General features: G+C 39.1%; 23 protein-coding genes, 2 tRNA genes and 1 riboswitch. Of the genes, 7 read left to right on the forward strand and 18 right to left on the reverse strand.

All coding sequences use genetic code 11. The features are described 5' to 3' along the window. The first annotated feature begins 71 nt into the window (after positions 1-71). Genes ACPUEN_RS04730 through ACPUEN_RS04740 form a run of 3 tightly spaced genes read left to right on the forward strand, consistent with a single transcriptional unit; the run spans position 72 to position 2,477 of the window. A complete protein-coding gene (locus ACPUEN_RS04730) occupies positions 72-695 on the forward strand; it encodes a DUF6134 family protein (RefSeq protein WP_425638912.1) in 624 nt (207 codons plus the stop codon). After that, positions 688-1,395 (forward strand): TIGR04283 family arsenosugar biosynthesis glycosyltransferase, encoded by a 708-nt coding sequence (locus ACPUEN_RS04735; protein WP_425638913.1) that lies wholly within the window; start codon positions 688-690, stop codon positions 1,393-1,395. Before ACPUEN_RS04730 ends, ACPUEN_RS04735 begins: the two co-directional genes overlap by 8 nt. Positions 1,396-1,415: 20 nt before the next feature. Next, entirely contained in the window at positions 1,416-2,477 is a 1,062-nt protein-coding gene (locus ACPUEN_RS04740; protein ID WP_111610123.1) for a VOC family protein, read from the forward strand. A gap of 6 nt (positions 2,478-2,483) precedes the next feature. On the opposite strand, the gene gap is transcribed toward ACPUEN_RS04740, so the two are convergent. Further along, entirely contained in the window at positions 2,484-3,494 is a 1,011-nt protein-coding gene (gene gap / locus ACPUEN_RS04745) for a type I glyceraldehyde-3-phosphate dehydrogenase (RefSeq protein ID WP_425638914.1), read from the reverse strand. 190 nt (positions 3,495-3,684) lie between these two features. Here gap and ACPUEN_RS04750 point away from each other — a divergent pair. The 3 genes from ACPUEN_RS04750 (at position 3,685) to ACPUEN_RS04760 (ending at position 7,481) form a co-directional block, all read left to right on the forward strand. After that, a tRNA-Glu gene (locus ACPUEN_RS04750) sits at positions 3,685-3,756 on the forward strand. Positions 3,757-3,805: 49 nt separating this feature from the next. Further along, positions 3,806-3,880, forward strand: a tRNA-Glu gene (locus tag ACPUEN_RS04755). 181 nt (positions 3,881-4,061) lie between these two features. Continuing rightward, on the forward strand, positions 4,062-7,481 hold the full coding sequence (locus ACPUEN_RS04760; protein ID WP_425638916.1) for a HEAT repeat domain-containing protein: 3,420 nt from the start codon (positions 4,062-4,064) through the stop codon (positions 7,479-7,481). Between the two features lie 521 nt (positions 7,482-8,002). Here ACPUEN_RS04760 and ACPUEN_RS04765 read toward each other — a convergent pair. From ACPUEN_RS04765 to pdeM, 11 genes are all read right to left on the reverse strand, one after another. After that, the gene (locus ACPUEN_RS04765) at positions 8,003-9,466 is read right to left on the reverse strand and encodes a hypothetical protein (RefSeq protein ID WP_425638918.1); all 1,464 of its coding nucleotides are present in this window, start codon (positions 9,464-9,466) and stop codon (positions 8,003-8,005) included. A gap of 12 nt (positions 9,467-9,478) precedes the next feature. Next, a complete protein-coding gene (locus ACPUEN_RS04770) occupies positions 9,479-12,343 on the reverse strand; it encodes a TonB-dependent receptor (RefSeq protein ID WP_425638919.1) in 2,865 nt (954 codons plus the stop codon). 321 nt (positions 12,344-12,664) lie between these two features. Continuing rightward, complete coding sequence (gene gldC, locus ACPUEN_RS04775) at positions 12,665-13,003, reverse strand: gliding motility protein GldC (RefSeq protein ID WP_111610941.1); 339 nt, start codon at positions 13,001-13,003, stop codon at positions 12,665-12,667. Positions 13,004-13,096: 93 nt separating this feature from the next. After that, positions 13,097-13,756 carry a CoA transferase subunit B gene (locus tag ACPUEN_RS04780; RefSeq protein ID WP_425638921.1) on the reverse strand — a complete coding sequence of 220 codons (660 nt, stop codon included), beginning with the start codon at positions 13,754-13,756 and terminating at the stop codon, positions 13,097-13,099. 51 nt (positions 13,757-13,807) lie between these two features. Continuing rightward, complete coding sequence (locus tag ACPUEN_RS04785; protein WP_425638923.1) at positions 13,808-14,503, reverse strand: CoA transferase subunit A; 696 nt, start codon at positions 14,501-14,503, stop codon at positions 13,808-13,810. A gap of 11 nt (positions 14,504-14,514) precedes the next feature. Then, positions 14,515-15,438 carry a bifunctional riboflavin kinase/FAD synthetase gene (locus tag ACPUEN_RS04790; RefSeq protein ID WP_425638925.1) on the reverse strand — a complete coding sequence of 308 codons (924 nt, stop codon included), beginning with the start codon at positions 15,436-15,438 and terminating at the stop codon, positions 14,515-14,517. After that, positions 15,425-16,111 carry a tRNA pseudouridine(55) synthase TruB gene (truB, locus tag ACPUEN_RS04795; RefSeq protein ID WP_425638926.1) on the reverse strand — a complete coding sequence of 229 codons (687 nt, stop codon included), beginning with the start codon at positions 16,109-16,111 and terminating at the stop codon, positions 15,425-15,427. Before truB ends, ACPUEN_RS04790 begins: the two co-directional genes overlap by 14 nt. A gap of 1 nt (position 16,112) precedes the next feature. Further along, positions 16,113-16,907 (reverse strand): undecaprenyl-diphosphate phosphatase, encoded by a 795-nt coding sequence (locus tag ACPUEN_RS04800; RefSeq protein ID WP_425638927.1) that lies wholly within the window; start codon positions 16,905-16,907, stop codon positions 16,113-16,115. Between the two features lie 9 nt (positions 16,908-16,916). After that, complete coding sequence (locus ACPUEN_RS04805) at positions 16,917-17,129, reverse strand: DUF3098 domain-containing protein (protein ID WP_425638928.1); 213 nt, start codon at positions 17,127-17,129, stop codon at positions 16,917-16,919. A gap of 5 nt (positions 17,130-17,134) precedes the next feature. Continuing rightward, positions 17,135-18,025: a cell division protein FtsX gene (locus tag ACPUEN_RS04810; protein WP_425638930.1), complete on the reverse strand. Its 891-nt coding sequence runs from the start codon at positions 18,023-18,025 to the stop codon at positions 17,135-17,137. A 49-nt stretch (positions 18,026-18,074) separates the two neighbouring features. Further along, positions 18,075-18,731, reverse strand: a complete 657-nt coding sequence (pdeM, locus tag ACPUEN_RS04815) for a ligase-associated DNA damage response endonuclease PdeM (RefSeq protein ID WP_425638932.1) — start codon at positions 18,729-18,731, stop codon at positions 18,075-18,077. Positions 18,732-18,811: 80 nt separating this feature from the next. On the opposite strand from pdeM, the gene ACPUEN_RS04820 reads away from it, so the two are divergent. Further along, entirely contained in the window at positions 18,812-19,255 is a 444-nt protein-coding gene (locus tag ACPUEN_RS04820) for a DUF2147 domain-containing protein (protein ID WP_425638934.1), read from the forward strand. 43 nt (positions 19,256-19,298) lie between these two features. Here the strand turns inward: ACPUEN_RS04820 and ACPUEN_RS04825 are convergent, their stop codons facing one another. The 6 genes from ACPUEN_RS04825 to ACPUEN_RS04850 all read right to left on the reverse strand — a co-directional run bounded on the left by ACPUEN_RS04825 (position 19,299) and on the right by ACPUEN_RS04850 (position 26,737). Then, entirely contained in the window at positions 19,299-20,354 is a 1,056-nt protein-coding gene (locus tag ACPUEN_RS04825; protein ID WP_425638936.1) for a homoserine O-acetyltransferase family protein, read from the reverse strand. Between the two features lie 8 nt (positions 20,355-20,362). Beyond that, a complete protein-coding gene (locus ACPUEN_RS04830) occupies positions 20,363-21,667 on the reverse strand; it encodes an O-acetylhomoserine aminocarboxypropyltransferase/cysteine synthase family protein (protein ID WP_425638938.1) in 1,305 nt (434 codons plus the stop codon). A gap of 167 nt (positions 21,668-21,834) precedes the next feature. Then, positions 21,835-21,943: riboswitch (SAM riboswitch) on the reverse strand. Positions 21,944-22,033: 90 nt separating this feature from the next. Continuing rightward, complete coding sequence (locus ACPUEN_RS04835; protein WP_425638940.1) at positions 22,034-22,681, reverse strand: carbonic anhydrase; 648 nt, start codon at positions 22,679-22,681, stop codon at positions 22,034-22,036. Then, on the reverse strand, positions 22,678-24,219 hold the full coding sequence (locus ACPUEN_RS04840; RefSeq protein WP_425638941.1) for a SulP family inorganic anion transporter: 1,542 nt from the start codon (positions 24,217-24,219) through the stop codon (positions 22,678-22,680). Before ACPUEN_RS04840 ends, ACPUEN_RS04835 begins: the two co-directional genes overlap by 4 nt. Before the next feature lie 110 nt (positions 24,220-24,329). Further along, positions 24,330-25,664: an argininosuccinate lyase gene (gene argH, locus ACPUEN_RS04845; protein WP_425638943.1), complete on the reverse strand. Its 1,335-nt coding sequence runs from the start codon at positions 25,662-25,664 to the stop codon at positions 24,330-24,332. 2 nt (positions 25,665-25,666) lie between these two features. Continuing rightward, positions 25,667-26,737, reverse strand: coding sequence for a M20 family metallo-hydrolase (locus tag ACPUEN_RS04850; RefSeq protein WP_425640149.1), 1,071 nt, complete (start codon positions 26,735-26,737; stop codon positions 25,667-25,669). Positions 26,738-26,758: the final 21 nt, after the last annotated feature.

Genomic DNA, 26,758 nt, shown 5'->3' on the forward strand with positions numbered 1-26,758 from the left:
GCCATCTTAATTCAGGTTATACACGTTTACAAAAGGTCCTAATCACACCTGAAATTTCTTTTCTCAACTATATGGTATCAAAAGTCTATAAGTCTGTAAGTTTTCTACTAGTACTCTTTTCACTTTTATCTGGATTGAGTTTGAATGGCTTTAGCCAAACTAAAACGAATACCTATGACATTGTCCTTGCTGGATTTACAATTGGTACAATGAAAGCTGATAAAACCACCTCAGCTAAAGGAGAGGATTATCAGATCCACAGCAATGTGGAGTTTTGGTTTTTTGGTAAAATTCATGTGGAATTTCTCCAGAAAGCCCACTATGCAAATGGTCAATTAATGAAGGCTACTACTAATTCGGACTCTAATAGAGGGAATTTTGTGACAACTGTTGTTTGGAATAAGGACCATTACGAAGTGGATGCCAATTCTTATAAATTCCACAATGAAGAACCAATTAATCGGGTAATTAAAGGAAGTACCGCTAGGTTGTACTTCCATGAACCAAAGCCCGGTGATGTGCTGATTTCTGAAAATTTTGGAATGCTAACCACGGTTCGTGAGATAGAAAAAGGCGTTTACGAAATCGATGTGAATGGAAGTATGAACCGATTCTATTACGAAGGCGGTGTGTTACAAAAGGTAGTACTGGAAAATAACATCAAGAATTATTCGATAAAGCGAAGAGTTGACTGAAATAAATAGGATTTCTGTAATTATTCCCTGTTTAAATGAGGAAGCAAATCTGAAAGAGTTGCTTCCTTTTCTCAATGAGCATGGAGGGGACAAACTCTCAGAAATTATAGTTTCAGATGGAGGATCAGAAGATAATTCTATAGCTATTGCTAAGTCCTATGGTGCTATCTTACTCCACTCTCCAGTCCGCTGCAGAGCCACACAATTAAACCTTGGAGCACAAAAAGCCAAAGGAGATATCTTATATTTTGTTCATGCGGATACAAGACCCGTTAAAAGTTTCGCGAAGATCATCTTACGAAGTTTAGCTGAAGGAAAACGAGTAGGTTGTTTTCGTTACAGATTTGATGCCGATACCATTTTTTTGCAGGCTAATTCCTGGTTTACGAGATTCAACAGTTTGTTCTCAGGTGGTGGAGATCAATCGTTATTTATAGAAAAATCATTTTTTAATAAGTTGAATGGATTTGATGAATCATTCACTATTATGGAAGATTTTGAACTTGTAAGAAGGATACGTCAAAAATCTGATTTTCATGTTCTTTCATACGAAATGACAGTTTCGGCACGCAAGTACATGGATAATAATTGGCTAAAAGTTCAGCTTGCTAATTTTACAGCATTCGCTCTTTTTTTGCTAAAAGTTAAGCCAGCTTCAATCAAAAGTTTATATTTAAATTTTTTAAGCCGTAAAAATTAAAATTGCATAACAGTAGTTGAATGAATCTAGCGACAATTAATGGTATCCAACAGGTTGGGATAGGAGTAAAGGATGCGAATCAAGCCTGGGCTTGGTACAGAAAGGCATTTAAGATGGATGTGCCAATATTTCAAGATAGTGCTGAGGCTAAGTTAATGACTCGATATACTTCTGGAAAGGTTGAAAGCAGGCATGCTATTTTGGCTCTCAACATGCAGGGAGGAGGAGGTTTTGAGATTTGGCAGTACACTTCCAAAGAACCTCTGGCATCTGAACAAGAACTGACTTGGAAAGATTTGGGGATTTTGGCTGTAAAAATGCGTTGCCATGATATCCAAAAGACGCATAAACATCTTAAAAGTGTAGGTGCTCAGATGCTAGGTGAGCCTGTCAAAAACCCTATTGGTATCTGGCATTTTTATGTGAAAGATCCTTACGGAAATACCTTTGAAATCATAGAAAATGGTTCGTGGTTCAGTAAGAATAAGGATCTTACCGGCGGAGTTTTGGGTGTGGTGATCGGAGTGTCTTCCATAGATGCTGCTTTACCTACTTACCAGAAGCACCTGATGCAATCAGAAATTCTTTGTGATAAAACAGGAGTATGGGAAGATTTCGTTCAGGTAGGCGAAGGGTCTTCAACTTATAGAAGAGCAATCTTGCAAGGCTCCTCGGTGATGACAGGAGCTTTTGGTAAACTGTTTTGCCAGACACAAATTGAATTATTAGAGACCGAAAGTCAACCAAGAAATAAGGTTTTTGAAAACAGAAACTGGGGAGATCTCGGTTTTATTCATCTGTGTTTTGATGTGAACGGGATGGGAGCTATCAAGGAAAAACTTGCGCAAGATGGCATAGAACTAACAGTAGATAGCGGTAATGAATTTGATATGGGAAAAGCTGCTGGAAGATTCTCCTATTTGGAAGATCCAGATGGTACTTGGATAGAAATGGTTGAAACATTCAAAGTTCCAATCATGGAGAAACTTGGCTGGTATCTGCACTTGCACAAACGCGATAACACTAAGAATCTTCCAAACTTTATCGTAAAACTCCTTTCTCTTAATCGTGTAAAGGCTTAATATCAATCAATTTTTAGAAATCAAGCGGGCTAGGTCTACCAAACGGTTGGCGTAGCCCGCTTCATTATCATACCAACCTACCAACTTGATCATTTTGCCTTTTGCAGATGTCAATGCAGAATCAATGATACAGGAATGAGGGTTTCCAATGATATCAATAGATACAATAGGGGAGTCTTCCACCTCCAAGAATCCTTTCAAATATCCATTACTTGCTTCTCTAAAGGCTTCATTAATTTGATCCTCTGTCACCTCTTCTTTCAATTCCACTATCATGTCAGTCAATGAGCCGTCCGGAACCGGAACCCTCATCGCAGAAGCTTCTATTCTGCCAGCCAATTCTGGAAGTATTTCATCTAAAGCCTTCCCAGCGTTAGTCGTGGTGGGTATGATAGAATAGGCTGCTGCTCTAGCTCTTCTGAGGTCACGGTGAGGTGCATCATGGAGGTTTTGATCATTGGTGTAGGAGTGGACAGTTGAAGCAAAGCCCTTTACTACACCAAATTTATCATCTAATACCTTCACCATAGGAGCCAAGCAATTTGTAGTACAGGAAGCATTAGAAACTATCCTTTCTTCACCAGTCAATATTGAATCATTGACTCCTAAGACTACCATTTTGATTGTAGGGTCTAGGGAAGGAGCAGAAATAATCACCTTTTTTGCTCCTGCGGTTAGATGCTTTTCCGCTCCTGATCTAGCGGTAAACCTCCCGGTACATTCTATAACTATATCTATATCTAAACTTTCCCAAGGAAGTTTTTCGGGGTCAGCAATTCCAAATAGTTGAATTTCCTGGTCATTAACTTTCAGATTCGAATTTTGGATTTCAATTTTACTTGCAGATTTGCCATGAATGGAATCGTATTTCAACAAGTGGGCAATGGCTGTTTGATCTGCTAAATCATTGATAGCGATTAGGTTAAATCCTTTTTTTTCCAGGATTAATTTTGCTGTATATCTGCCTATTCTACCAAATCCGTTAATGGCAATTCTAATGTCTTGAGTTGGTTGCATGGTAAGTTTTCAATTGAGAGATCAAAAATAGGAAAAACAGTCACAAACCTTTCCAAGAAAATTTTATTCCTTTGGACTCAGCTTTTTAGCGCGAAACAAAAGAAATTTTTGAAGTCAAATTGGTTTTAAAAACTTAACACTCTATATTTGCACAACCATTTGAAAAAGCAAGTTTTTCAAGGTCATTAATGGTCGGTTCGTCTAGGGGTTAGGACGTATCCCTTTCACGGATAAAACACGGGTTCGATTCCCGTACCGACTACATTGTCGCCTGAATTTCAGGAAGTTGTGAATAATTTTTGATTTATTATGGTCGGTTCGTCTAGGGGTTAGGACGTATCCCTTTCACGGATAAAACACGGGTTCGATTCCCGTACCGACTACCAAGACGTTAAAGCTCAATCCCCGCTTTGTCTTAAGAAATTTTTGTTTTATGGTTGTTAGTGGTTAAAGTGAACAAAATCCCGATCTCTGGTCGGGATTTTGTTTTTATAGCCTTTTTGATTAGTGGCTAAAAAGCCATTTTTAATTTTATTAATTTCAAGATTAGAATAATAAAATTAACCTATGTCTCAACCCAAAATTAAACTACACTACGCCAAAATAATTTTGGCTGCTGCAATTCCATTGTTGATCTCATGTAGTAAAACTGAAAAAGTAGATCTACGTGAGCGCACATTGACTAAGGAGGAAATTGCTCCCATGGTTCAAGCAGCCGAAGGCGGAATTAACGCTACTTTAAGCCCAGGATTAAAGCTTTCACTTTGGGCAGTTGACTCACTTGTTTATGATCCTATTTCTATTCAGGTAACTGATGATGGTAGCTTGTATTATACCCGAACTAATCGCCAGAAAAACTCTGAGTTTGACATTAGAGGGCATCAAGAATGGGAAATAGAGTCAATAAGTCTTCAAACTATAGATGAGAAAAGGGCCTTTCTTCAAAAGACGCTATCGCCGGAAATGTCTGACAAGAACACTTGGTTAGCTGACGTGAACGGTGACGGATCGCACGATTGGCGTGATATGACTGTAGAAAGAGAAGAGTTGTACAGGCTGGAAGATAAAGACGGCGATGGGCTAGCTGATTATTCTCAAATTATGGTTCAGGATTTCAGTGACGTCACAAATGATGTGGCTGGCGCTCTACTGAAATTAGACGATAATTTATTTATTGGAGTAGGTCCAGATGTATGGAGGCTCACAGATAAAAATGGTGATGGTATCATGGATGAGAAAGAATCTATTTCTCATGGCTATGGTGTTCATATTGGATTTGGTGGTCATGGTATGTCCGGACTAGAACTTGGTCCCGATGGTAGAATTTATTGGGGAATTGGAGATATCGGGTTCAATGGTGTTGGTCCTGATGGTACCGAATGGAAGTATCCAAATAGAGGAGTTGTCGCCAGATCCAATCCAGATGGAAGTGATTTTGAGGTTTTCGCAATGGGCGTAAGAAATACCCATGAATTTACTTTTGATGCCTATAATAACCTGATCTCAGTTGATAATGATGGAGATCATCCAGGTGAAAGTGAGCGATTGGTTTACTTAGTGAACGGTTCAGATACAGGATGGAGAACCAACTGGCAATTTGGTAAATACCGAGATCCCGATAACAATACCTACAAAGTTTGGATGGATGAGAAGCTTTTTATCCCAAGACATGAAGGACAGGCCGCCTACATCACTCCTCCAATCCAGAATTATATCAATGGACCAACTGGAATGGTTTATAACCCTGGAACAGCTTTAGCTGAAAAGTGGAAAAACACCTTTTTCGTGGCTTCATTTGTAGGGAATCCGACTCGTTCAGGTATTCATGCATTCAAACTAGAGCCTGATGGGGCTTCATTCAAAATGTCGCAGACAGAGAATATTATGTCGGGAGTGTTGGCAACTGGACTAGACTTTGGACCTGATGGTTCTTTATATTTTGCGGATTGGATTGAAGGCTGGAACACCAAGAATTATGGGCGAGTGTGGAAAATTGAAGATGAGGCTGGAGCAAATTGGGAAGCTAGAAAAATCACTGCTCAGGTGATGAAAACTGATTTTAAAACACTTACAGATGATGCTCTTTCTGGTTATCTAAGTGATGAGGATATGCGGATCAGGAGAAAAGCTCAATTTGAATTAGCCAAAAGAGGAGACAAAGGAATGGCTGTTTTCAAGACAGCGATAGCACAGAAATCAAATCAATTTGCAAGAATCCATGGAATAGTTGGCATCAGCCAACTGGCTAGAATGGAGAAAATGGATTATGCTGATGCGCTAATCCCACTGTTGAAAGATCAGGATGCTGAGATTCGTGCACAAGCTGCGAAGTGGCTTGGAGACATAAAACATGCGAAAGCTGGTGATGCTCTTTTGCCTTTATTAAATGATGACGAAATCAGAGTGAGATTCTTTGCCTCTGAAGCTTTAGGAAGAATAGCTTACGAACCGGCTATTAATGGCTTGATCGGAGTATTGGAAGCTAACAATGATGAAGATGCATTTCTACGTCATGCAGCAAGTTTAGCTTTGGCACGAATCAATAAGAAACAGCCGATTCTAGCTCTAGCATCTCACCCTTCTGATGCGGTTCGTCTAGGAGCTGTTTTAGCACTACGCAGGATGGCTGATCCAGGGATTGCAACCTTCTTGGCTGATAACAATGAATATATCGTTACTGAAGCTGCGAGGGCTATCAATGATGATTTTTCAATTGAAGGAGCTTTACCTGCTTTGGGAGACTTGTTGGTTACTACAAAGTTTGAAAATGAGCCATTACTTAGAAGAGCAATCGGTGCAAACTTGCGAGTAGGAACTCAGAAATCTTTGGATAACCTGAAAGCCTACATTGCTAAGCCAAATGTAAATCCTGTCCTAAAAGCTGAGGCAATTGCTACATTGGGCACCTGGGCTAAGCCATCGGTGCTTGATCGTGTAGATGGAAGAAATAGAGGTGCGGTGGAAAGAGATCTAGCTCCAATTCAATCTTCAGTGAAAGAAACTCTTATCAGTGCTTTGAATGATAGAAACGAAGAAATTAGAGTTGCTAGTGTGAAAGCAATTGGGAAACTAAAGATCGCCGATGCTGAACCTAAGCTGATTGCCCTACTAAGAAGCGATCAATCTGAAAATGTTCGTGTCGCGGCAATTTTAGCACTTTCGGTTGCTAACCCAGGTTCAATTTCTACTCCAATTGAGATAGCTATGAAAGATAATTCCAGAGCTGTCCGCGTGGTTGGATTAGATTTACTGACCAAGACTGACATTTCTCAAGATCTTATGGTAAGCTTACTTCAAGATGTCATCCAAAACAGAACTACTACTGAAAAGCAAGCTGCTTTGATAAGTTTAGGGAATCTAGAAAATTCAGCTGAACTACCACTTTGGACTACACTTTTGGATGATTTATCTAAAGATAAATTACCAAGTGAAGTGATGATCGAATTGGAAGAAGCGATAGATTCAACAGGTTCAGCAGATTTGAGGACTAAATATGATAAGATCCAAGAAGAAAGAACCGGTGGAGATTTAGTTGCGCTTTATAGTGGAGCATTAGAAGGTGGTAGCGTCCGGGCAGGGAGGAATATTTTCTTCCAAAATCAAACAGCTCAATGTATCCGTTGTCATGGATACGATGATATGGGCGGTGTAGCAGGTCCGCATTTGAATGGAATCGCTAATCGGGTCACTAAAACTGAATTGCTGGAAGCATTGATTAATCCTAGCAAGCGCTTAGCTCCGGGTTATGGTATAGTGCAGCTTGAACTGAAAGATGGCACAACGATTAATGGAACATTGATGGAGGAAAAAGAAGATGGTTTGCTAGTAAAAGTAGGAGCTAAACCAGACACTTTAATTATGAATAGCAGTATCACTGAGCGTAAGAACTCTCCTTCAAGTATGCCAGATATGAAGGGATTGCTCACTAAAAGGGAAATTAGAGATCTAGTAAGCTTCTTAAGTACCTTGACTAAAGAATGGGAATAAGAAAACTGGTAAAAGTTATAATATCAATAGGGATCAGTACAGTTGTGCTGATCCCTTTTTCTTTAAAGGGTTTCCGCGGTTTCTAGCTTATGATTTGGGAGACTTAAACCTTATAAAGTTTGCACTATAGAAAGTACAAATGCTTTTATATGTAAATCCGCTTTGTTACCAGTAAATAGATAAAAGCGACTTAATAGATGGTATACCCTAACTTTGAGGCCGCTTCGGTCTTCGGTCATCGGTCTTCCAGCCAACCAAGCAAAGAATCTAAGGTGACTGGCATCATTGCGGATAATCATATGATTTAAATTTTGTTGCTTTCATTACTAATGAACCTGAGTAGGAAAATTTCTCTGGTATGACTCAATAATTAAATCAACACTCTATTACTAGGAATTTGACTGTTGATGATGAGGATTTCTGGAGGGTTAGTAATAAGTTTCAGTTTAATCTGAATCCTGTTTAAAAAGTAAAAGCCACCTGAACTAATCGGGTGGCTTTTAAAATGGATTTAGTGTTACTTATCTCGGAAGATCATTTCCTATGAATTTGTTCGGGTTAGTGTTTGGAATATTAGAACTCCACTTTTGATTAATCCGATCAATGAATAGATTAGCAACAAAAGCATGAGCTCTGGCATTCGGATGAACTCCATCCAGCGAAAAGCCTCCATTCGGTGGTGTAATGGATGCTGTAAGCCCGACGCCACCTGAACTTACTTGACCAGCCAATACTCTATTCAACAAATCGTTAACGTCAACTAAGACTAATCTTTCCGAATTTGACTGAACGGCTGCACTAATAAAGCCATTGAAAGCAATGATTTTTTGTTGAATTTCTTCTTGTTCCTGTGGTATCAAAATAAATTGGTCTTCAACAGGAAAAGTAATTCCCCTTAAAAGTGCGGGATTTCCTCCTACGGGTTGACCTAACGCTTGTGAAAGTGTCAAAGTAGCTTTGTCTGTTGGCTTACTCTGTCTAAGCGTTGGTAAACCTAGCCCGGTTAGATCCGTCAATGACTCGTCTGCTATTACAAAGGCATTTTGGCCAGACTGAAACTGAACTCTTCTTAACTCTTCCTCTTGTACTGTAATCAAGCCGAATGACCTAGCCTGAGCAAGACCTCCATTGTAGGCAGCATAACCTTGATTAGCTTGATCTGCTTGTGCTTGACTCAATGGCAGTGCATTCCAAGGAACAAGGTTGAAATAAGGTAAAACTGCCAGACTTGGTATGTTGGCTACAGCACCTTTGGCAGTAGCATTTGCCTGAAGCATAGTACCTAATGCAGCACTAAGCCTTTGTTGAAAATCCGTGTTAGAAGTTAGAATAGCTGGGTTGGAGGCTCCACCTGTGGCATATCCTAATATATCATTGTTTCCCAACCAGAAAGTGAAGAAAGTTCCCCCATTAGCTAGAGCAGCTGCTGCGTCTCCAATTACCGTTGAAGTCCCGGGATTAGAAGCAAACCTTTCATAAAGTCTATTGTAAGCAGGATTTGCCGGAGATGCAGGACCTCCTGTCTGAGGTATTAAAGCTGTCAATAAGGTGATTCCAGGAACACCAAAATTATTTAGGTTAGCTTTATCCCCAGTAAAATTACCAGGAATATCTCCTGCACCAATAGGAGATGGACCTATAGCACCTGTTTGAGGATTTACAGAAAGCACAAGTCTTCCCAAAGGTCCCTGAGGCCCCATTTGGAAAAAGCCATTGGCAGAATTAATATCTGGTACATTGAAGTCACCTCCACCATTTAATTTTGCCTGTTCTGCCAAAATAATTGCGAATGAATTTTGTTGCCCTCGATTATAAAGAGCTCCATCCATATATCCTGCTGTAATAGAATTACCCACAGAAATTATCTTAGTGAAATCCGCTGATCCAGATGTTGATTCAACAATTGCAGGCTCCGGAAATTCGTATGTACAAGCTACAAATGAACTTAGTACGAATGAGTATATTAATTTATTAATGATTTTCATTTTGTCTATTTATTAATTTAACAACTCATCAAATGTGATAGATAGATAATATATCGCACCAATAGTAGGACCTCCAAAGTTTTGAAAATTTCTATTGTTGAAAATATTCGAACCGCCTAATTTGACAATAGACTTCAGCTCTTTTAGCTTGTAACTTACTTGAGCATCAAACGTATGGATCTCCGGTACATCGCCTATAGCAAATGTCGATTCCCATCTAAAGGCACTTTGATATCTATATGTCAATCCAAATCCTACTTTCTCGGTAAGCTTTCTATTTCCAAAAGTGATATTTGTCTTATGTTCAGGAGTATTGAAATCACTCAGGAAGTCTTCTCCAATAGTTGTAATCAATTTGTTGAAATTATAATTACCCCCAATAGTAAAATCACGTGGTAAATTATATGTTAAACCAATGGCGGCACCATGTGCTCTCACGTCTTCGTCCACGATATTTGTATAGGTTTGGAAAGTGTTTTCCTGCCCTGGAGTCGTGATAGGAGTTAATAAAGTAGGTGCATTAATGGCATTTATTGCTCCTTCATCCGTATTTGGTAAAGCTCCAGGGAAAATAGGTCCTGGTGCTTTCCTAACAGAAGTTTGTGTAATGAAGTCATTGTAAATATTATAATAGTAAGCAACATCAATTAACAATCTGTTGGTTGCCAGCAAACTTTTATAGCCTATTTCAAAGGATTGAACTCTTTCAGGACGAAGCTCAGGTAAAGAAGTGACTTGCTCCAACAATCCCGTAGCTCTTGGGTCAACTGGTGATAAGCCAGTGCCTACAGCGGCTACATAATTATTGACAGATGCTAAAGAATAGGCATTGTTGAAAATGTCATACTTTTCTCTGTAGTAGGGTAGGCCACCAATCAATCGTGACGATACAACATTCAGATCAATATGCTGACCTTGAGTTGTAGGGTTTCTAAATCCAGTCTGATAAGAGACTCTTATATTATTATTCCCTTGAGAATATACTCCCGAAATTCTTGGATTGACTTGTCCTTTGAAATTTTCATTTTTGTCATATCTAATCGATCCTGTCAATTTCAATTTATCATCGAACACTGTTTTTGCGCCTTGAGCAAATGCCCCGAATTCTTGGATAGTAATTTCATTACCTTCAACGTCTGCAAAAATGGTCCCGTTAGACCTCAAATCATAAACTCTATAGGAACCGCCCACTTGAAGCTCCATAAAATCAATTTCATTCTTGAAATTATATTGACCTTCTAGCATATTCATTCTGGACTGATCGTCGAATAATGATCCACTTGGAATCACTTCAGATCTCACAGCTGTTTTAGCAGCTTCGAATTCAGGGGTTCCTGGCATCAATCTACCTGTATCAGCTGCTCCTCTTGCAAATTGGTGTGCTGTCGCTTGCTGAGCTGAAGTACCTAGCTGACCAGGTGTCACCCCTTGACCTAAAAGATTTTGAAGATAAGCTCCTGCATATTGACCAAACCAAGCTGAATTTGATTTCCATCTGTCGTTAATCACAACACCTGTTAAGTCAGCTATATAAGAATCTCCTGAATTTTCTATCGTCGTATAACCTCTTACGAAATAGTTATCACCTTTTAACTCTAGTTTGTGTTGGATAATGGAGAAATTGGACAAAGAATACCTTTGCGCACCTGTATATACAGATGTCCCTGCTCCATAATTCATTGTATATGAAAGCTCAGAATTATCTGATATTCTGTAATGAAGCGCTCCATTTAACTTCAAGTTAGTAGCATTATAATCTACCAGATTTACTTCGTCATAACCTGTCCTGGATACTATTTGATCTGGAAGACTGTTTGCCGCTGGTCCAAAAGCCTGCTGAATTGCTGCAACATTTCTTAAAAGACCAATATTATTTGAAACTTCATCACCAAAAACGTGAACTCTATTAGCTCCTGGGTTGAAAGGTAAGTCACCTTGACCTTCTACATTCAAATCAGTTTGATCAGTTCCATACCAGTCTGTTGCTTGCATATATGAAGCATTGATTTTAAATGCAAATTTGTTGTTAAATGCTTTTGCATACCGGATAGAGGCTTCATACATCGGCTGCGGACTTGTTGGTTCGCCTGCTTGTCCATTGATGTGGTTAACGCCTTGCTTGTAAAATGCACTGAGGCCTTGATATTCAAATGGGCTCTTGCTATTTACTAGCAATATCCCGTTGAATGCGTTGGGACCGTATAGTGCTGAGGATGCTCCTGGGATAAATTCTACAGATTCCACATCAAGTTCTGATGGTCCGTTCAAATTTCCAATTGGAAAGTTCAAAGCAGGAGCCTGTGTATCCATACCGTCAGTCAATTGAACAAACCTAGTATTACCGGTGGAATTGAATCCTCTAGCATTGACAATTTGGAAGTTGATGGATGAGGTAGTGACATCAACGCCTTTAAGGTTAGCAATTCCTTTATAGTAGGTATCTGCTGGAGATTCCCTAATGGATAAAATATCCATTTTTTCAATCGATACTGGAGATTTCAAAATACTCTCTTCCATTCTCGATGCTGATACTACCACTTCCTGTCCAAGGATGGAAGATTCTACCATTTGTACATTTACAATAGCTTCTGCAGAGGTCACCTCTATTTCCTGCTTAGTAAATCCCACCATCGAAAACACCAAGGTTAAAGGAGGATCTTGATTTATATTCAGGGAATACTCGCCGGAAAGGTCAGAAATGGTTCCGATTACCTTTCCTTTTACTAAGATGTTGACACCGACTAAGGTCTCTTTGGTATCTGCATCTGTGATGGTTCCAGAAACTATTGTCTGAGCAATAGCAGAACCAAATGAAAGGGAAACCAAGAATGTCAATATGAAAACTGAAGTCTTGGCTTTAATTGTAAAATTGCTCATAGGCTATTTTAGTTATTGTTGTGGGTTTATGAATTTAGGGTGGAAATTCATTAAGTATAACGCGAAAATTACCCTAATAAATGAATAATTGATATTTAAAATCAGGATTTTGATATGAATCAAAAACTGTGAAATAGTGTTAAAACTGGAAACTGAGGCATTCAATTAAAAATCTAAAATTAATCGTTGTCTTTATTATTAATACTCAAACGACTTACCTGTTTTGTTAGAAATTCTTAAAAAATTATTTTTTTTCCAAACTGGAGAAAAACAAAAAAAGCTCGGACTTTGCCGAGCTTTTCACTGTTTAATATGAGATAATTATTGACCCTTGTTCTCTTCGTTAACATGCTTAACTAAGCGATCGCATAATTCCTTAATCTCTTCAGACATGTATTCGTCAGCAGTGCTATTCAAAATAGTTTGTGCCATCCCTCCTAAAATATCTATATAAAAACGCTTCATTTCTACCACTGACATTTCTTCTGTCCATAGATCGATTCGAAGCGTACTATGATTTTGATTGTCCCACACGTTAAGGCTAATGCTCTTTGTGTCTTCAAGGCCGGTACCTTCTTTATCTGAAGCATCCCATTTAATGGTTTTTGGAAAGCTGTTTTCGTCTAAATCTACTTCGAACTTAATCTCTGATTTTTTCATAATATGTTTTGATCCTTCTAGAATCCCGTATTGATTCTGCAAAATTAATCAGGTTAACTTCTTGAGCATTGCCTGAGTTCCTTTTTCCAGACTTTATTCAAAAATCATTTCAGGAACATCGCCTTGGACAATCAATTTCCCTGCAGTTTTCGATTTAATTTCTTCCACAGAAACTCCTGGTGCTCTCTCCTTTAGTATAAAACCACCGTCTTCGGAAACTTCTAAAACAGCTAGGTCAGTCACAATTTTCTTGACGCAGCGAATACCAGTGATGGGAAGGGAACATTCAGGTAGTAATTTGGATTCTCCAGACCGAGAGCAATGTTGCATAGCCACAATAATATTATCTGCTGAAGCTACCAGATCCATGGCACCGCCCATTCCTTTAACCATCTTCCCTGGAATCTTCCAATTAGCGATATCTCCATTTTCAGAAACTTCCATGGCTCCTAAAATGGTTAAGTGAACATGTCCGCCTCGAATCATTGCAAAGGACTCTGCTGAATTGAAAAGCGCTGAGCCTTTTGCCATGGTGACGGTTTGTTTTCCGGCATTGATGAGGTCTGGATCAATTTCTTCTTCGGTAGGAAAGGGACCAATACCTAGTAATCCATTTTCTGACTGAAGTACTACTTCCAAATCATCTGGAATGTAGTTGGCAACTAGCGTGGGAATTCCTATTCCTAAATTTATGTATTGCCCATTCTTCACCTCTTTGGCGATTCTCTGAGCTATTTGATCTTTTGTAAGCATTTTGGGTTTGTTTTAAGTCAGTAGATGAATATGAAAAAAGCTTGTTCGTGCTTATTTCGAAATGGTTCTCTGCTCAATTCTCTTTTCATAATCTTTCCCTTGGAAAATACGCTGCACGTAGATACCAGGTGTATGAATCTCATTTGGATTGAGCTGACCAGCTTCCACCAATTCTTCAACTTCAGCAATACAAATTTTTCCAGCAGCAGCCATCATAGGATTGAAGTTTCGTGCAGTGCCTTTAAAAATCAAATTCCCGGCTGTGTCGCCTTTCCAGGCTTTAACAATGGAAAAATCAGCCTTTAGCCAGTTTTCCAACAAGTACATTTTTCCATCAAATTCCCGGATTTCTTTTCCTTCTGCGACTTCAGTTCCAACTCCAGCTGGAGTATAGAATGCTGGAATTCCTGCTCCACCAGCACGAACTCGCTCTGCCAGTGTTCCTTGTGGGATCAAATCCACCTCGAGTTCTCCATTAAGTAGTTGCCTCTCAAACTCAGCATTTTCTCCTACATAGCTTGAAATCATTTTCTTGACCATTCGCTTTTTTAGCAAAAGACCTATACCGAAATCATCCACTCCAGCATTGTTTGACACGATGGTCAAGCCAGAAATATTTCTTTCTAAAAGTGCTGAAATACAGTTTTCTGGAATACCGGTCAAGCCAAATCCTCCCATCATCAGCATACTATTACTGGGGATATCAGCTACTGCTTCAGTTGCATTCTTTACAGTTTTGTTGATCATATATTTTGGGTTTATAGTAAGTTCTTGGCATTCTTCTGATCGAGAAAAAGTTGTTGTTTTAAAGCTTCTAATCCATCAAATTTTTTCTCTTCTCGAAGGAATGCTTTTATATAAATAGTGATCTGTTTATCATATAAATCACCTTGAAAATCGAATAGATTTGCTTCAACGGTTTTCTTTGTTCCGTTGACTGTCGGACGGTTTCCAATGTTCAGCATAGCTTTATACTGTGATCCATTTACTAAAGCTTCTACAGCATAAACGCCATCCTTGGGGATAAGTTTGTAATCATTCGGAATGTGAATATTGGCTGTAGGAAAACCAATTGACCTACCGATCTGCTGTCCTTTGATTACCAAGCCATTTAATTCGTAAGGTCTGCCTAGGTAATTGATTGCTGTCGCTACATCACTAGTCTCCAACGCATTCCTGATTTTAGTGCTGGAAACACCTATATCTTCCACATCTTTTCTCGAAATTTCCTCCAAATCAAACCCATATTGCTTATGGTGAGCTTGCAGATACTCAAAGCTTCCTTCACGATTTTTCCCAAATCGATGATCATATCCTATTACCAGTTTTTTGGTTTGAATAGAATCTACAAGTACTGACTCGATAAATTCCTTAGAAGAAAGCTGAGAGAATTCCTTAGTAAATGGAATGGTGACTAAATGGTCAATGCCAAATTGCCGAAGTAGCTTAGCTTTTTCCTCAAAAGTGCTCAATAACCTAAGATTATGCTCGTCAGGATAAAGAACTAGCCGAGGATGCGGCCAAAAAGTAATAAGAACCGTCTCGCCATTAATTGAACGAGCTAGTTCTCGGATTCGATGAAGGATTTTCTGATGGCCAAGATGCACTCCATCAAACGTCCCACTAGTAACTACAGCGTTGGAGAGCTTCGGGAAATCACTTAGGCCTTCATAGATTTTCATGTGGTGTTCTTGCTTTGATTTCTTCTACCAAAGGTAAAAGCTCATGTGCTTCTGAGAGTTTGAAATTACCAATTCTTGTCCTGCAAAGCGAACTCATGTACGCTCCAACATTTAATTTCTCACCAAGATCTCTAGCCAAACTCCTGATATAAGTCCCTTTCGAGCAAACAATTCTAAACTCTACGATCGGATTTTCAAACTTAGTGATTTCAAATTCACTCACAGTCACAGGACGTGGATCCATTTTTACTTCTTTGCCTTTTCTCGCTGATTCATACACGCGTTTACCATCTACTTTGATGGCTGAGTGCATAGGAGGGACCTGAAGAATATCTCCCGTAAGTTCTGCAACTGCTGCTTTTACATTTTCCAACGTAATATGTGTAGGATCTGCAACTGGAACAATAGGCTGTTCCAAATCAAAAGAATCAGTAGTGGAACCGATGACGAAAGTGCCAGTATATTCCTTTTCCTGTCCCATGAATGAATCGATCTGCTTGGTCATTTTGCCTGCGCACACGATAAGCAATCCAGTAGCCAGTGGATCGAGTGTTCCAGTGTGTCCTACCTTTTTGATTTTCAGTGCATTACGAACTTTTCTTACTACATCAAAAGATGTCCATTCGTATGGTTTATCTATTAAAAATACTTCTCCGTAAGGTTGATCTTGCATTCTATAAATATAATCCTGCTACAATGGCTATCACACCCGCGATAAGGCAATAGATAGAAAAATAGCTGAGTTTACTGTTTTTGACTAGTTTGATCATCCAAGTACAGGCAACGATACCCGCTACAAAAGCAGCGACAAATCCTGCACTCAGATACCCAATTCCTTCAGTTTCCAAAGAAAGGCCACCATCTAAAATGTCTTTGGCTATTTTACCCAAAATCAATGGAACAACCATCAGGAATGAGAATCTAGCCGCTTTTCCTTTATCAATTCCCAAAAGAACTGATGTGGAAATAGTAGCTCCGGAGCGTGAAATCCCTGGAAGAATAGCGATTGCTTGAGAAATGCCAATTATCAAAGCCTGTCCGAATGTTACAGGTTGATTTGTGAATTTAGCTTTGTCTGCTAAAAAGAGAAGAAGCCCTGTCAGGATGAGCATACAACCAACAAAGACAATTTGACCATCAAATAAGGATTCCAATTCCTCTGCGAAAACTACCCCTACAATGGCAGCCGGAATCATGGATAAGACTATTTTAGAAACAAATTGTGTTTCCGAATTCCACTGGAATTTGAATAAGCCTCTAAAGATTTCTGCTATGTCTTTTCGGAATACAACTATGGTACTTAGAGCTGTCGCAAAATGGACCACAACTGTAAACATCAAGCCTTCTGCTGGCATTTTACCCTCTCCCAAAATTGCCTTTCCTAATTCTAAATGACCACTGGAGGAAACTGGTAAAAACTCAGTCAATCCTTGGATGATTCCAAGGATAATTGCATCAAATATTTCCACGCTTATTTACTATTTATTGCTCTCTGTTTTGGCAAAAATGGCATAGAATTCAAAAATAAATCCAGCCAAAGTAACGATTGGGCCGATTGTCAAACCCAGTATGCCATTTCCATGAGGCTCCCTGTCCAGTCCTATAAGGACGAAGCCAAGAATAATAAGCCCGATGCCTATGAACATCAACTTGTAGTTTTTTCTGGAAAAGGGGAAAGATGATTTGCTCATATTTATTAATAAAGTTCGTCTAAAGACATATTTAAATACTTATTCACAGCACGCAAGGTACTTAGTACAGATAGGATTCCACCCACTGTGATTAAAATTCCGAAGAGAACCAGTAACAATTGCTGATTTTGGAGCATGGCAAACCCTTCAATATTTGCCTGAGTGTATTTCACCAATCCAAACAATATAACCGAGGCAAATCCTCCCGCCATCAATCCAAATAGAAATGCACGTGAAAGAAATGGCTTCCTAATAAATCCTCTGGTAGCGCCGACTAATTGCATCGAGCGAATCAGGAAACGCTGAGAAAATAAAGCCAATCGAATAGTGTTATTGATCAGCATTACCACAGTAATAATTAAAATCAGTATAAATCCACCCAATACTAAGCTTACTTTAAGTAAGTTTTTGTTGATGGAATCCACTAGATCGGTCATGTAAGAAACCTCAAAAACTCCAGGAATTGCCTGAATTTCCGAAACAATAGCTTCCAATTGCTCTGAGGTCTGGAATTCTTCTGCAATAGTTAACACAAAGCTGTCTCGTAGTGGATTATCCTCCAAGAATTTGGTGAAGTCTTCCCCCGTACTTTCAATGAAAGTTGCCGCTGCTTCTTCATCCGAAACAAACTTAAGATTCAGTGTATCACCTTTTTGAAGGATAAAAGAGCGTTTGGATAAATTTTCGTTAATGGCATCTAGTTCGTCTTGCTCCAAGTTTTTTTCCAAGAATACCTGAACTTCGATATTCTCTCTGATCATACTTGTGAGTGTTTTGGCCTGAATCAAAATCACCCCGAAAAGACCGACAATAAAAAGTGAGAGGGTAGTGCTGAATAGAACGCTTCCGAATTTGAAATGCCCTAGTGTCTTTTTCTTTCTTGGATAATTGGCCATAGATTATGATTTCTGCTCAAAAGTAACTTTCCCCAAGGATATTGCCAATCTATTCGTGAGAAAGGATTTTAATCACTTTTTCTCCACTTATTCCAAAAATTTGATCATTTGGCTTTCGCTTCACTAATGATAGACCTGTGAACCGACCAAAAGCCGGAAGTATCAATTGATTTTCACCCAAATGGAAACAAGAGATACGAAGAGATTGTCGTCCTTTTCCCCGAAGGCGAACTCCAGGATGTAAGTGTCCACAGAGGTTTAATTTGCCTTCAGGAATTTTTTCTGCTGGCTCATGAGTGAGAAACAAATTCCCCAATTCGACAGGTTTTTCGTGAATTTCAAATAAAGATTGTTTGTAAGCAATTGGTGCTAGAACGTCGTGATTTCCTTTAACTAAATGAAACCTAGTATAAACAAAGCTCGACAAGTAGGAGTTTAAATGATCCCATCGCTCATTCCAATCACTATGGAATAAGTCTCCTAAGACATAAAAATCAGTTGGGGTATATTTTCCAATAAGTTCTTTAATGCACTGTAAATCATGTAGATGTATAGGTTCTGGAACTGGAATACCTGATTTCCGAAAGTGCGCTGCTTTCCCAAAATGTAAATCGGCGATAAGTAAAGTCGAAGTTTCTGCAATCCAAATTGCTTTCTCAGGTAGTAAATGAAGGGTAGTACCAGAAAACGTAATACTCGGATGCATGAATACTTGGGTATGATTTTAGGGTATACTTGAATAGATTCAAAACTACCTCAATTATAGGTTTACTAAACTGATTTTTTATGAAAACTTGTCAATTTGCTTCAATCGTTATTTTGTTGGTATTACTAGTCAGCCAAAGTGTATCAGCTCAATCCAAGTCAAAAATCATAGGTATATGGTATAATTCTGATAAAACAGCTCAGATTGAGATCATGGAAAATGCCGATGAAATGATTGGTAAACTTGTCTGGATTCAACGCGAAGAAGGAGATCCAGCCGTTTTCACTGATTTAGTAAATGCTGATACTAGTTTAAGAAATCGGCCACTGATGGGTCTTACCATTTTAAAGGGCCTAAAATTTAAAAATGGGATCTGGTCCGAAGGAGAAATATATGATCCAGAATCTGGATTAAGTTACAACTGCGAGCTACAACTTAAAAAGAAGGATATTCTAGAAATAAAGGGATTTCTTGGAGATACTTGGGTTAGTAGAACGGTAGAATGGAATAGGGTAAAAAAATAAGGCAGAGATTTCTGCCTTATTTTTTGTTCGATTTAATTACTAATTAGTGCTTCTGCTGCAAATAAAACGACTTAAGAATATAAGAAAGCTGCTCAAATTCAATCAGAAATGCATCATGCCCTGCCGTTGAGGTTATTTCCTTGTAAGTACCTTTTTTTACTTTTTGACTGATATACTGAGACTCTTCTGGCAGAAAAAGCAAATCAGAGTCAACTCCAATCGCTAATACATTTGCCTCAATTTTACTAAGCGCAGCATCCAAACCGCCACGATTTCTTCCCAAATCATGGGAATCCATCGTTTTGCTTAGTGTCCAATAGGAGAGCGCATTGAAGCGTTTTGAAAGCTTTTGTCCTTGATACCTAAGGTAAGATGCAGCTCGGTAGTTATCCAATTTATCATCCGAATCAGACTGTTTTCTCAACAGATCTTTTGGATGTCTATACGTGAGCATAGCAATGGCACGAGCTGTTTCAAGACCCTTTCGACCGGCAGATTCAGTGTTTTCACCCCAGGTGCAGTCAGATTCTATCGCCATGCGCTGCGTTTCATTGAAACCAATCACCCAAGGAGTAGTTTTCCCCGTTGAGGCGAGTATTATGGCATTTTTCAATTTATTTTCTAAAATAAAAGCCCACTCAAGACCTACTTGCCCGCCAAGAGAACCACCAATTAGCGTATGAATTTGATCTAATTGAAGATGAACCCTTAAGCGTTCTAGCCCAACTGCTAGGTCTCTGCTGGTCAATTGAGGAAAATCGTAATAATATGGCTCACGGGTAGTTGGATTCTCGCTTAGCGGCTGTGTGGAGCCATAGCAAGATCCCAATAGATTAGCACAGATGATAAAATAATCTGCAGGATCGTAGAATTTATCTTCTCCTATCAGACCATTCCACCATTCTGAGGCTTTAGAATCCCCTGTAAGCGCATGAATAACCCAGATCACATTGGATTTGTCTGAATTGAGCTGCCCATAAGTAGTATAGGCAATCTCAATTTCAGACAGAATTTCTCCAGATTCCAGATGTAATGGTGTACTAGAATGAAATGTTTCCTGAGTCATAGTAATTAAAGCGTATTGACTTTTAAGGTTCATTTGAACAATTAGATTTTATCGAAAGCTTGCTGCAAATCAGACTTGATATCATCGATGTGTTCGATACCACACGAGATTCTTAATAGAGTAGGAGTTACACCTGCTGCTAGCTGCTCTTCATCAGAAAGTTGCTGGTGCGTAGTAGCAGCTGGCTGGATAATTAATGTTTTGGCATCGCCTACATTTGCTAGATGAGAGATCAATTCCAGATTATTAATAAGGTTTGATGCTTGCTCTTTATCGCCTTTCAGCTCAAAACTTAAAACACCGCCAAAGCCATTTCTCAAATATTTTCTAGCCAATGTGTGGTATGGAGAAGAGCTCAAGCCAGGATAATTCACCTTCTGAACAGCCGGATGTGCTTCTAACCACTGTGCCAGAGCCAAAGTGTTGGCTGCAGTTTTGTTAACTCTTAGAGAAAGTGTCTCTATTCCTTGGAGTAATAGGAAAGAATTGAAAGGACTGATAGCAGGCCCAAAGTCTCGAAGTCCTTCCACTCTTGCACGAATTGCAAAAGCAATATTTGGGAGTCCTAGTGGGTTGTTTTCACCAAAAACTTCCCAGAAATTCAATCCATGATATCCTTCAGAAGGTTCTGAGAATTGCTTGAATTTACCATTTCCCCAATTGAAATTACCTGCATCTACTATGATACCTCCAATGGAAGTTCCATGTCCACCGATCCATTTGGTAGCGGAGGAAGTCACAATATTGGCTCCATGAGCAATAGGCTGGCATAAGTATCCACCCGCACCAAAAGTATTATCAACTACCAAAGGAATGTGATGCTTTTTGGCAACAGCTGCAATAGCTTCAAAGTCAGGAACATTGAACTCAGGATTACCAATGGTTTCCAGATAGATCGCTTTGGTTTTATCGTCAATTAGTGCCTCGAAATCAGCAGCATCTTTTCCTTTAGCAAATCTGGCATCAATACCGATTCTCTTAAAAGCAACCTTAAACTGATTGAATGTGCCTCCATAGAGAAATGAGCTGGAAACAAAATTATCGCCCACTTCCATGATATTATTCAAGGCTAAAAATTGGGCAGCTTGACCTGAAGCTGTAGCTACTGCTGCAACTCCACCCTCTAAAGCCGCTATTCTTTTTTCAAAAACGTCTGTAGTCGGATTCATGATCCTGGTGTAGATATTTCCGAATTCTTTTAGCCCAAATAAATTTGCTCCATGCTCAGCTGAGTTGAAAACATAGGAGGTGGTTTGATAGATAGGGACTGCACGGGAATTAGTGGCTGCGTCGGGTTCCTGACCTGCGTGTACTTGCAGTGTGTCGAAGTGAAGGTTTTTTGACATGATGTTTTGGATTTATGGTTTGAAAAAGAAAATGCAATAAAAAGCCAACATCGAAATACATCGAGATTGGCGAAATTGAATCAACACATAAATAAAGCTAGGCGCTTTACCAATGTTAAAGTTGAGATTGAAATATGAGGGGAGTATCCTGAGTGCATTATTATATGAACTTATAGTTCCAAAAGAGAATAGCTCTATTGGCAGGAATTGGCACCTTGGACTTTCCAGGTTGCCAGAGGGTCTATGAGCCTGTCTCTCGCCTCTTCTTTATAAATCCAAGCACTAAAAGTGATAGGACATTGCAAATAAAGGGTCAGCGAATAAGAAATCAAAATTTATTCTCATTCGCTGACCAAAAAACTAAATTTATTTTTCCAACTCCGAAGAGTCAAACCTGAATATTGGGTTAATGCTTTCTAGATCAGGTTCAATATTGACCAGTTCTTTTACCAAACCATCTTTAAGACCATAAGCCCACCCGTGTATGGTTGGCGCATTTCTGGATTTCCATGCTTTCTGTATCGTTGAGGTTTTGATCAAGTCCTGGCATTGCTCAATCACATTCAACTCTACCAGCTTATTTACTTTATCCTCATGAACTTCGATTGCATCGATTTCCTTCTTGTGGATATTGTAAACTTCTTTGATATTAAGTAGCCATTTATTGATGATTCCGTAGCTCTTATTTCCTAGAGCTGCATCAATTCCTCCGCAACCATAGTGACCACACACAATAATATGTTCCACTTTCAATACAACCACGGCATATTCTAACACGCTCAGCAGATTGAGGTCCGTATGAACAACCATATTGGCTATGTTTCTGTGAACGAATATCTCGCCAGGGTCGGTTCCTGTAATTTGATTTGCAGGAACTCTACTATCGGAACATCCAATCCAAAGAAATTTTGGAGATTGTTGTTTTTCGAGTCTTCCAAAAAAATTTGCATCAGCAAGTTTTTGATCGGAAGACCATGCTTTATTCTGAATTAATAGTTTATCGTAAGGGCTCATAGTTTTTGGTGTGTTTGATATTGATATCCTTCTATTGTAATTCTTATGTTTTTATCGGGACTAGATTCGATAAAGTCATTTAAGACTTCCTGTATGTCATGATCAATGAATTGTGCCTTGTGAGCACTAATAATAACTTTACTACCAGCAGGAATCGTTGATAAATGTTTCATTAACAAGGCTTTATTTAGAAATGAAACGTCTTTTTGCAACTTTACAAGGTAGTTGCCATTCAATTCAGTCAAGGTAATAGCGCGAACGAAATTTGTTTTCATGACAAAGAATAATCCGAATACCATGCCTATGCCTATTCCAACCAAAAGATCGGTGAACAATATGGCTATCACTGTGACAATAAAAGGAATGAATTGATCCCAGCCATTTTTGTAAATACTGATAAATATTGAAGGTTTTGCAAGCTTGTATCCAACTAAAAATAAAACTGCCGCCAGGCAACTAAGCGGTATTAAATTTAAAATATTAGGTATGCTTAACACCAGAATCATTAATAGTATTCCATGAAATACTGCAGACATTTTTGTTTTTGCTCCGGAAGCAACGTTGGCTGAACTTCTAACGATCACCGCTGTGACAGGAAGTCCTCCAAGAAGACCAGACACCGAATTGCCTATCCCTTGAGCTACCAGTTCTCTGCTTGGTGGGGTGATTCTTTTCATTGGATCCAGCTTATCAGCTGCATCGATACTTAGGAGTGTTTCTAGACTTCCAATGATTGCAATTGTAACTGCTACTATCCAAAAGGTGCCTTCAGTGATCATGCTAAAATCCGGAAAGGTAAGTAAATCACCGAGTTGTGAGAAATTTTCCAAAACAGGAATACTTACCAAATGATCCCCACCCAACTGCCACTCAGGCTTCCAAAACCCGTATAGAAAATTGATTAAAATCCCTGATAGAACTGCCCACAGCGCTCCTGGAACTACTCCAAAAATCGCATGATTTTTAATTTTAGGTCTTTCAAAAAGGATTAGAATGGCCATTGCTATCAACACTATTGGGATAGCACCTACACTTGAATATTGTATAGCATACCAAATTTCAGAAAAAGTGTTATGATCATCGGCTTGCAAAAATGACTCGTCACCCATCAAATCAACATCATAACCCAGTGCATGTGGAATTTGCTTTAATATGAGAATTAAGCCTATGGCTGTAAGCATTCCTTTAATAACAGCATGCGGGAAGTAATATCCAATTATACCTGCTTTGGCGACCCCTAGCCCTAATTGAATTAATCCTGCAATAACCACTGTACCTAGAAATAGCTGAAATGTCCCCATACTATTAATAGAATCCAACACGATTACTGTCAATCCAGCAGCAGGGCCACTTACGCTTACATTCGATCCAGATATAGATCCTACAACTATTCCGCCCACAATTCCTGCGATAAGACCGGACATGGGAGGAGCTCCACTAGCAACCGCTATTCCTAAACATAGTGGCAATGCCACTAAAAAAACCACCAAACTGGCTTTTAAATCATACTTTAAATTACTTCCGAAAAGACTATTCATTCTAAGGGTTTATTGCAATGTGTATTTGAGAATTTTATTCTCCATTTCTCATAAAAATAAATTATTGTGTTGACTCATTCTAATTAATGACACAAAACCTATCAAATTACTTATTTTAAAAGATCTTTTATGGCTTGCTCAACGGCAAAAAAATTAAATAGTTTGATAGCCGATTGCATTTTGTCCTGGATAGCGTCGAGATTTAGGTTGCCAATACTACCCTCATGAGTATGATTTAAAGTAGTTTGATCTGGTGCAAAATTATCAGACTCTATGTCCATTCCTACTTGCTTATACGCATCTCTGAATGGCATTCCTTTTAGCACCAAATCGTTAACTACCTCCACAGAAAATAGATGCTTATAGAAAGGGTCCGAAAGAATATCCTCTTTTACTTTAATGGATTTGAGCATAAATGTGGTCATACTCAAACAGGAATTCAAGCTTTCTATTGCCGGAAAAATCTCCTCTTTCAGCAATTGTAAATCTCTGTGGTATCCCGTGGTGGTATTCGTCAAAATCATAGAAACAGCATTTGGTACTGCCTGAATCTGATTCGTTTTTGCTCTGATCAGCTCAAAAACATCAGGATTCTTCTTATGTGGCATAATGCTGCTTCCAGTTGTTAAGTCATCAGGAAACTTTATAAATGCAAAATGTTGGTTCATAAAAATACATACATCAGCAGCCAATCGGTTTAGCGTTCCAGCCATTCCAGCCATGGCGAAAGACAGGGTACGCTCAGTTTTACCACGACTATTTTGAGCATTGAGAACATTATGATGAAGATCTGCAAAACCTAAAAGATGCGTAGTCATGGTTCTGTCTAGCGGAAAACTGGAGCCGTATCCAGCCGCAGAACCTAATGGGTTTTTATTGGACAAATCGAAAGCTGCCTTGAGTAAGCCTAGATCTTCGGATAAACTTTCTGCAAAGGAACTGAACCAAAGTCCAAAAGAAGACGGCATGGCAAGTTGCGTATGGGTATAACCTGGCATCAGGTCATCTTTGTGCTTTTCTGCTAACTTGATCAGCAGGTCAAACAACTCGATACTTTCTTCTACCAATCCGTGAATTGCTGCTCTATAGTATAATTTTAGATCAACCAAAACCTGATCATTCCTACTTCTGCCGCTGTGAAGTTTCTTACCTACATCACCGAATCGCTCTGTAAGTAAAAATTCTACTTGAGAGTGTACATCTTCTACGCCAGGAGCAATTTCAAATTGGCCTTTCTCAATTTCAAAATAAATATCCTTTAAGCCAACTTGTAATATTTCATTCTCTTCGGTAGTCAAAAGACCGATAGAAGAAAGCATTTGAGCATGAGCCATAGAGCCAAGCACATCGAACGGAGCTAATATGATATCAAACTCTGGATCTCGTCCAATAGTAAAAGATTCAACTTCCTTTTTACTTCCTATTTCTTTTTGCCAAAGTTTCATTTCTAATTAGTTTGAGTTAGCATCTCAGCATAAGTATCAAGAATCTTGATGTAGCCTTCGATACCTTTCTGAATTTCGTTCAAATAAATGTATTCATCTGCAGAATGTGACCTAGCTGAGTCTCCAGGGCCAATTTTCACAGAGGGGTAGGGGATCAATGCCTGATCTGATAGGGTAGGACTCCCGTAGGTTTTTAATCCAAGTTGCTCTCCAACTTTAAGTATCAAATGGCCTTCCGGTACATGGGAAGATTGAAGTCGTAAGGAGCGAGGAATAAGCTCTGCGCTTAAGGTGGATTTCAATTCTTCAAGTGCTTCTTCCAGGGAATAAGCATCTGTGACTCGTACGTCCAATACAAATTCACAAAGATCTGGCACTACGTTATGCTGCTCCCCAGCATGAATTACGGTTGCAGAGACTTTTGTTTTACCGAGGAATTGTGAGACTTTTTGGAATTCAAAATCTTTGATTTTCTGTAAATCGTCTAACGCAAGATAAATCGAGTTGACGCCTTCTTCACGGGCAGCATGTCCAGCTTTACCATAGACCTTCGCGTCGATGACCATCAGGCCTTTTTCTGCCACTGCCATTTCCATTAGGGTAGGTTCACCTACTATTGCCAGCTCACATGCTGGAAGTTGATCAATAACCGACGCAATCCCGTTTTTGCCTGAAATTTCTTCTTCAGCCGATGCAATCATGATTAGATTGAAGGGTAGATTTTTCTCATAAAAATGCGTAAAAGCAGCCATCAGACATACTAAGGGTCCTCCAGCATCATTGCTTCCAAGTCCAAAAAGCTTTCCGTCTTGGGTAATTGCATGAAAAGGATCTTTGGTATAGCCAGCATTTGGCTTGACCGTGTCGTGATGGGAATTCAGCCAGATAGTAGGCTTGCTTTTATCAAAAAGGGCAGTGAAAGCCCAAATATTATATCCTGATTTATGAACTTCAATATCTCTAGCAGTGAAAAATTCTTCTAAAACCTCAGCAGTAGAACTTTCTTCCCTAGAATAGGATGGTATTTCTATTAGTTGTTTTAAAAGCTGTACCGCATCGTCATATAAACCCATTGTTGATTTCAAATTTTTGAT

It is taken from the genome of Algoriphagus yeomjeoni (assembly GCF_049821175.1).
Taxonomy (GTDB): domain Bacteria; phylum Bacteroidota; class Bacteroidia; order Cytophagales; family Cyclobacteriaceae; genus Algoriphagus; species Algoriphagus yeomjeoni_A.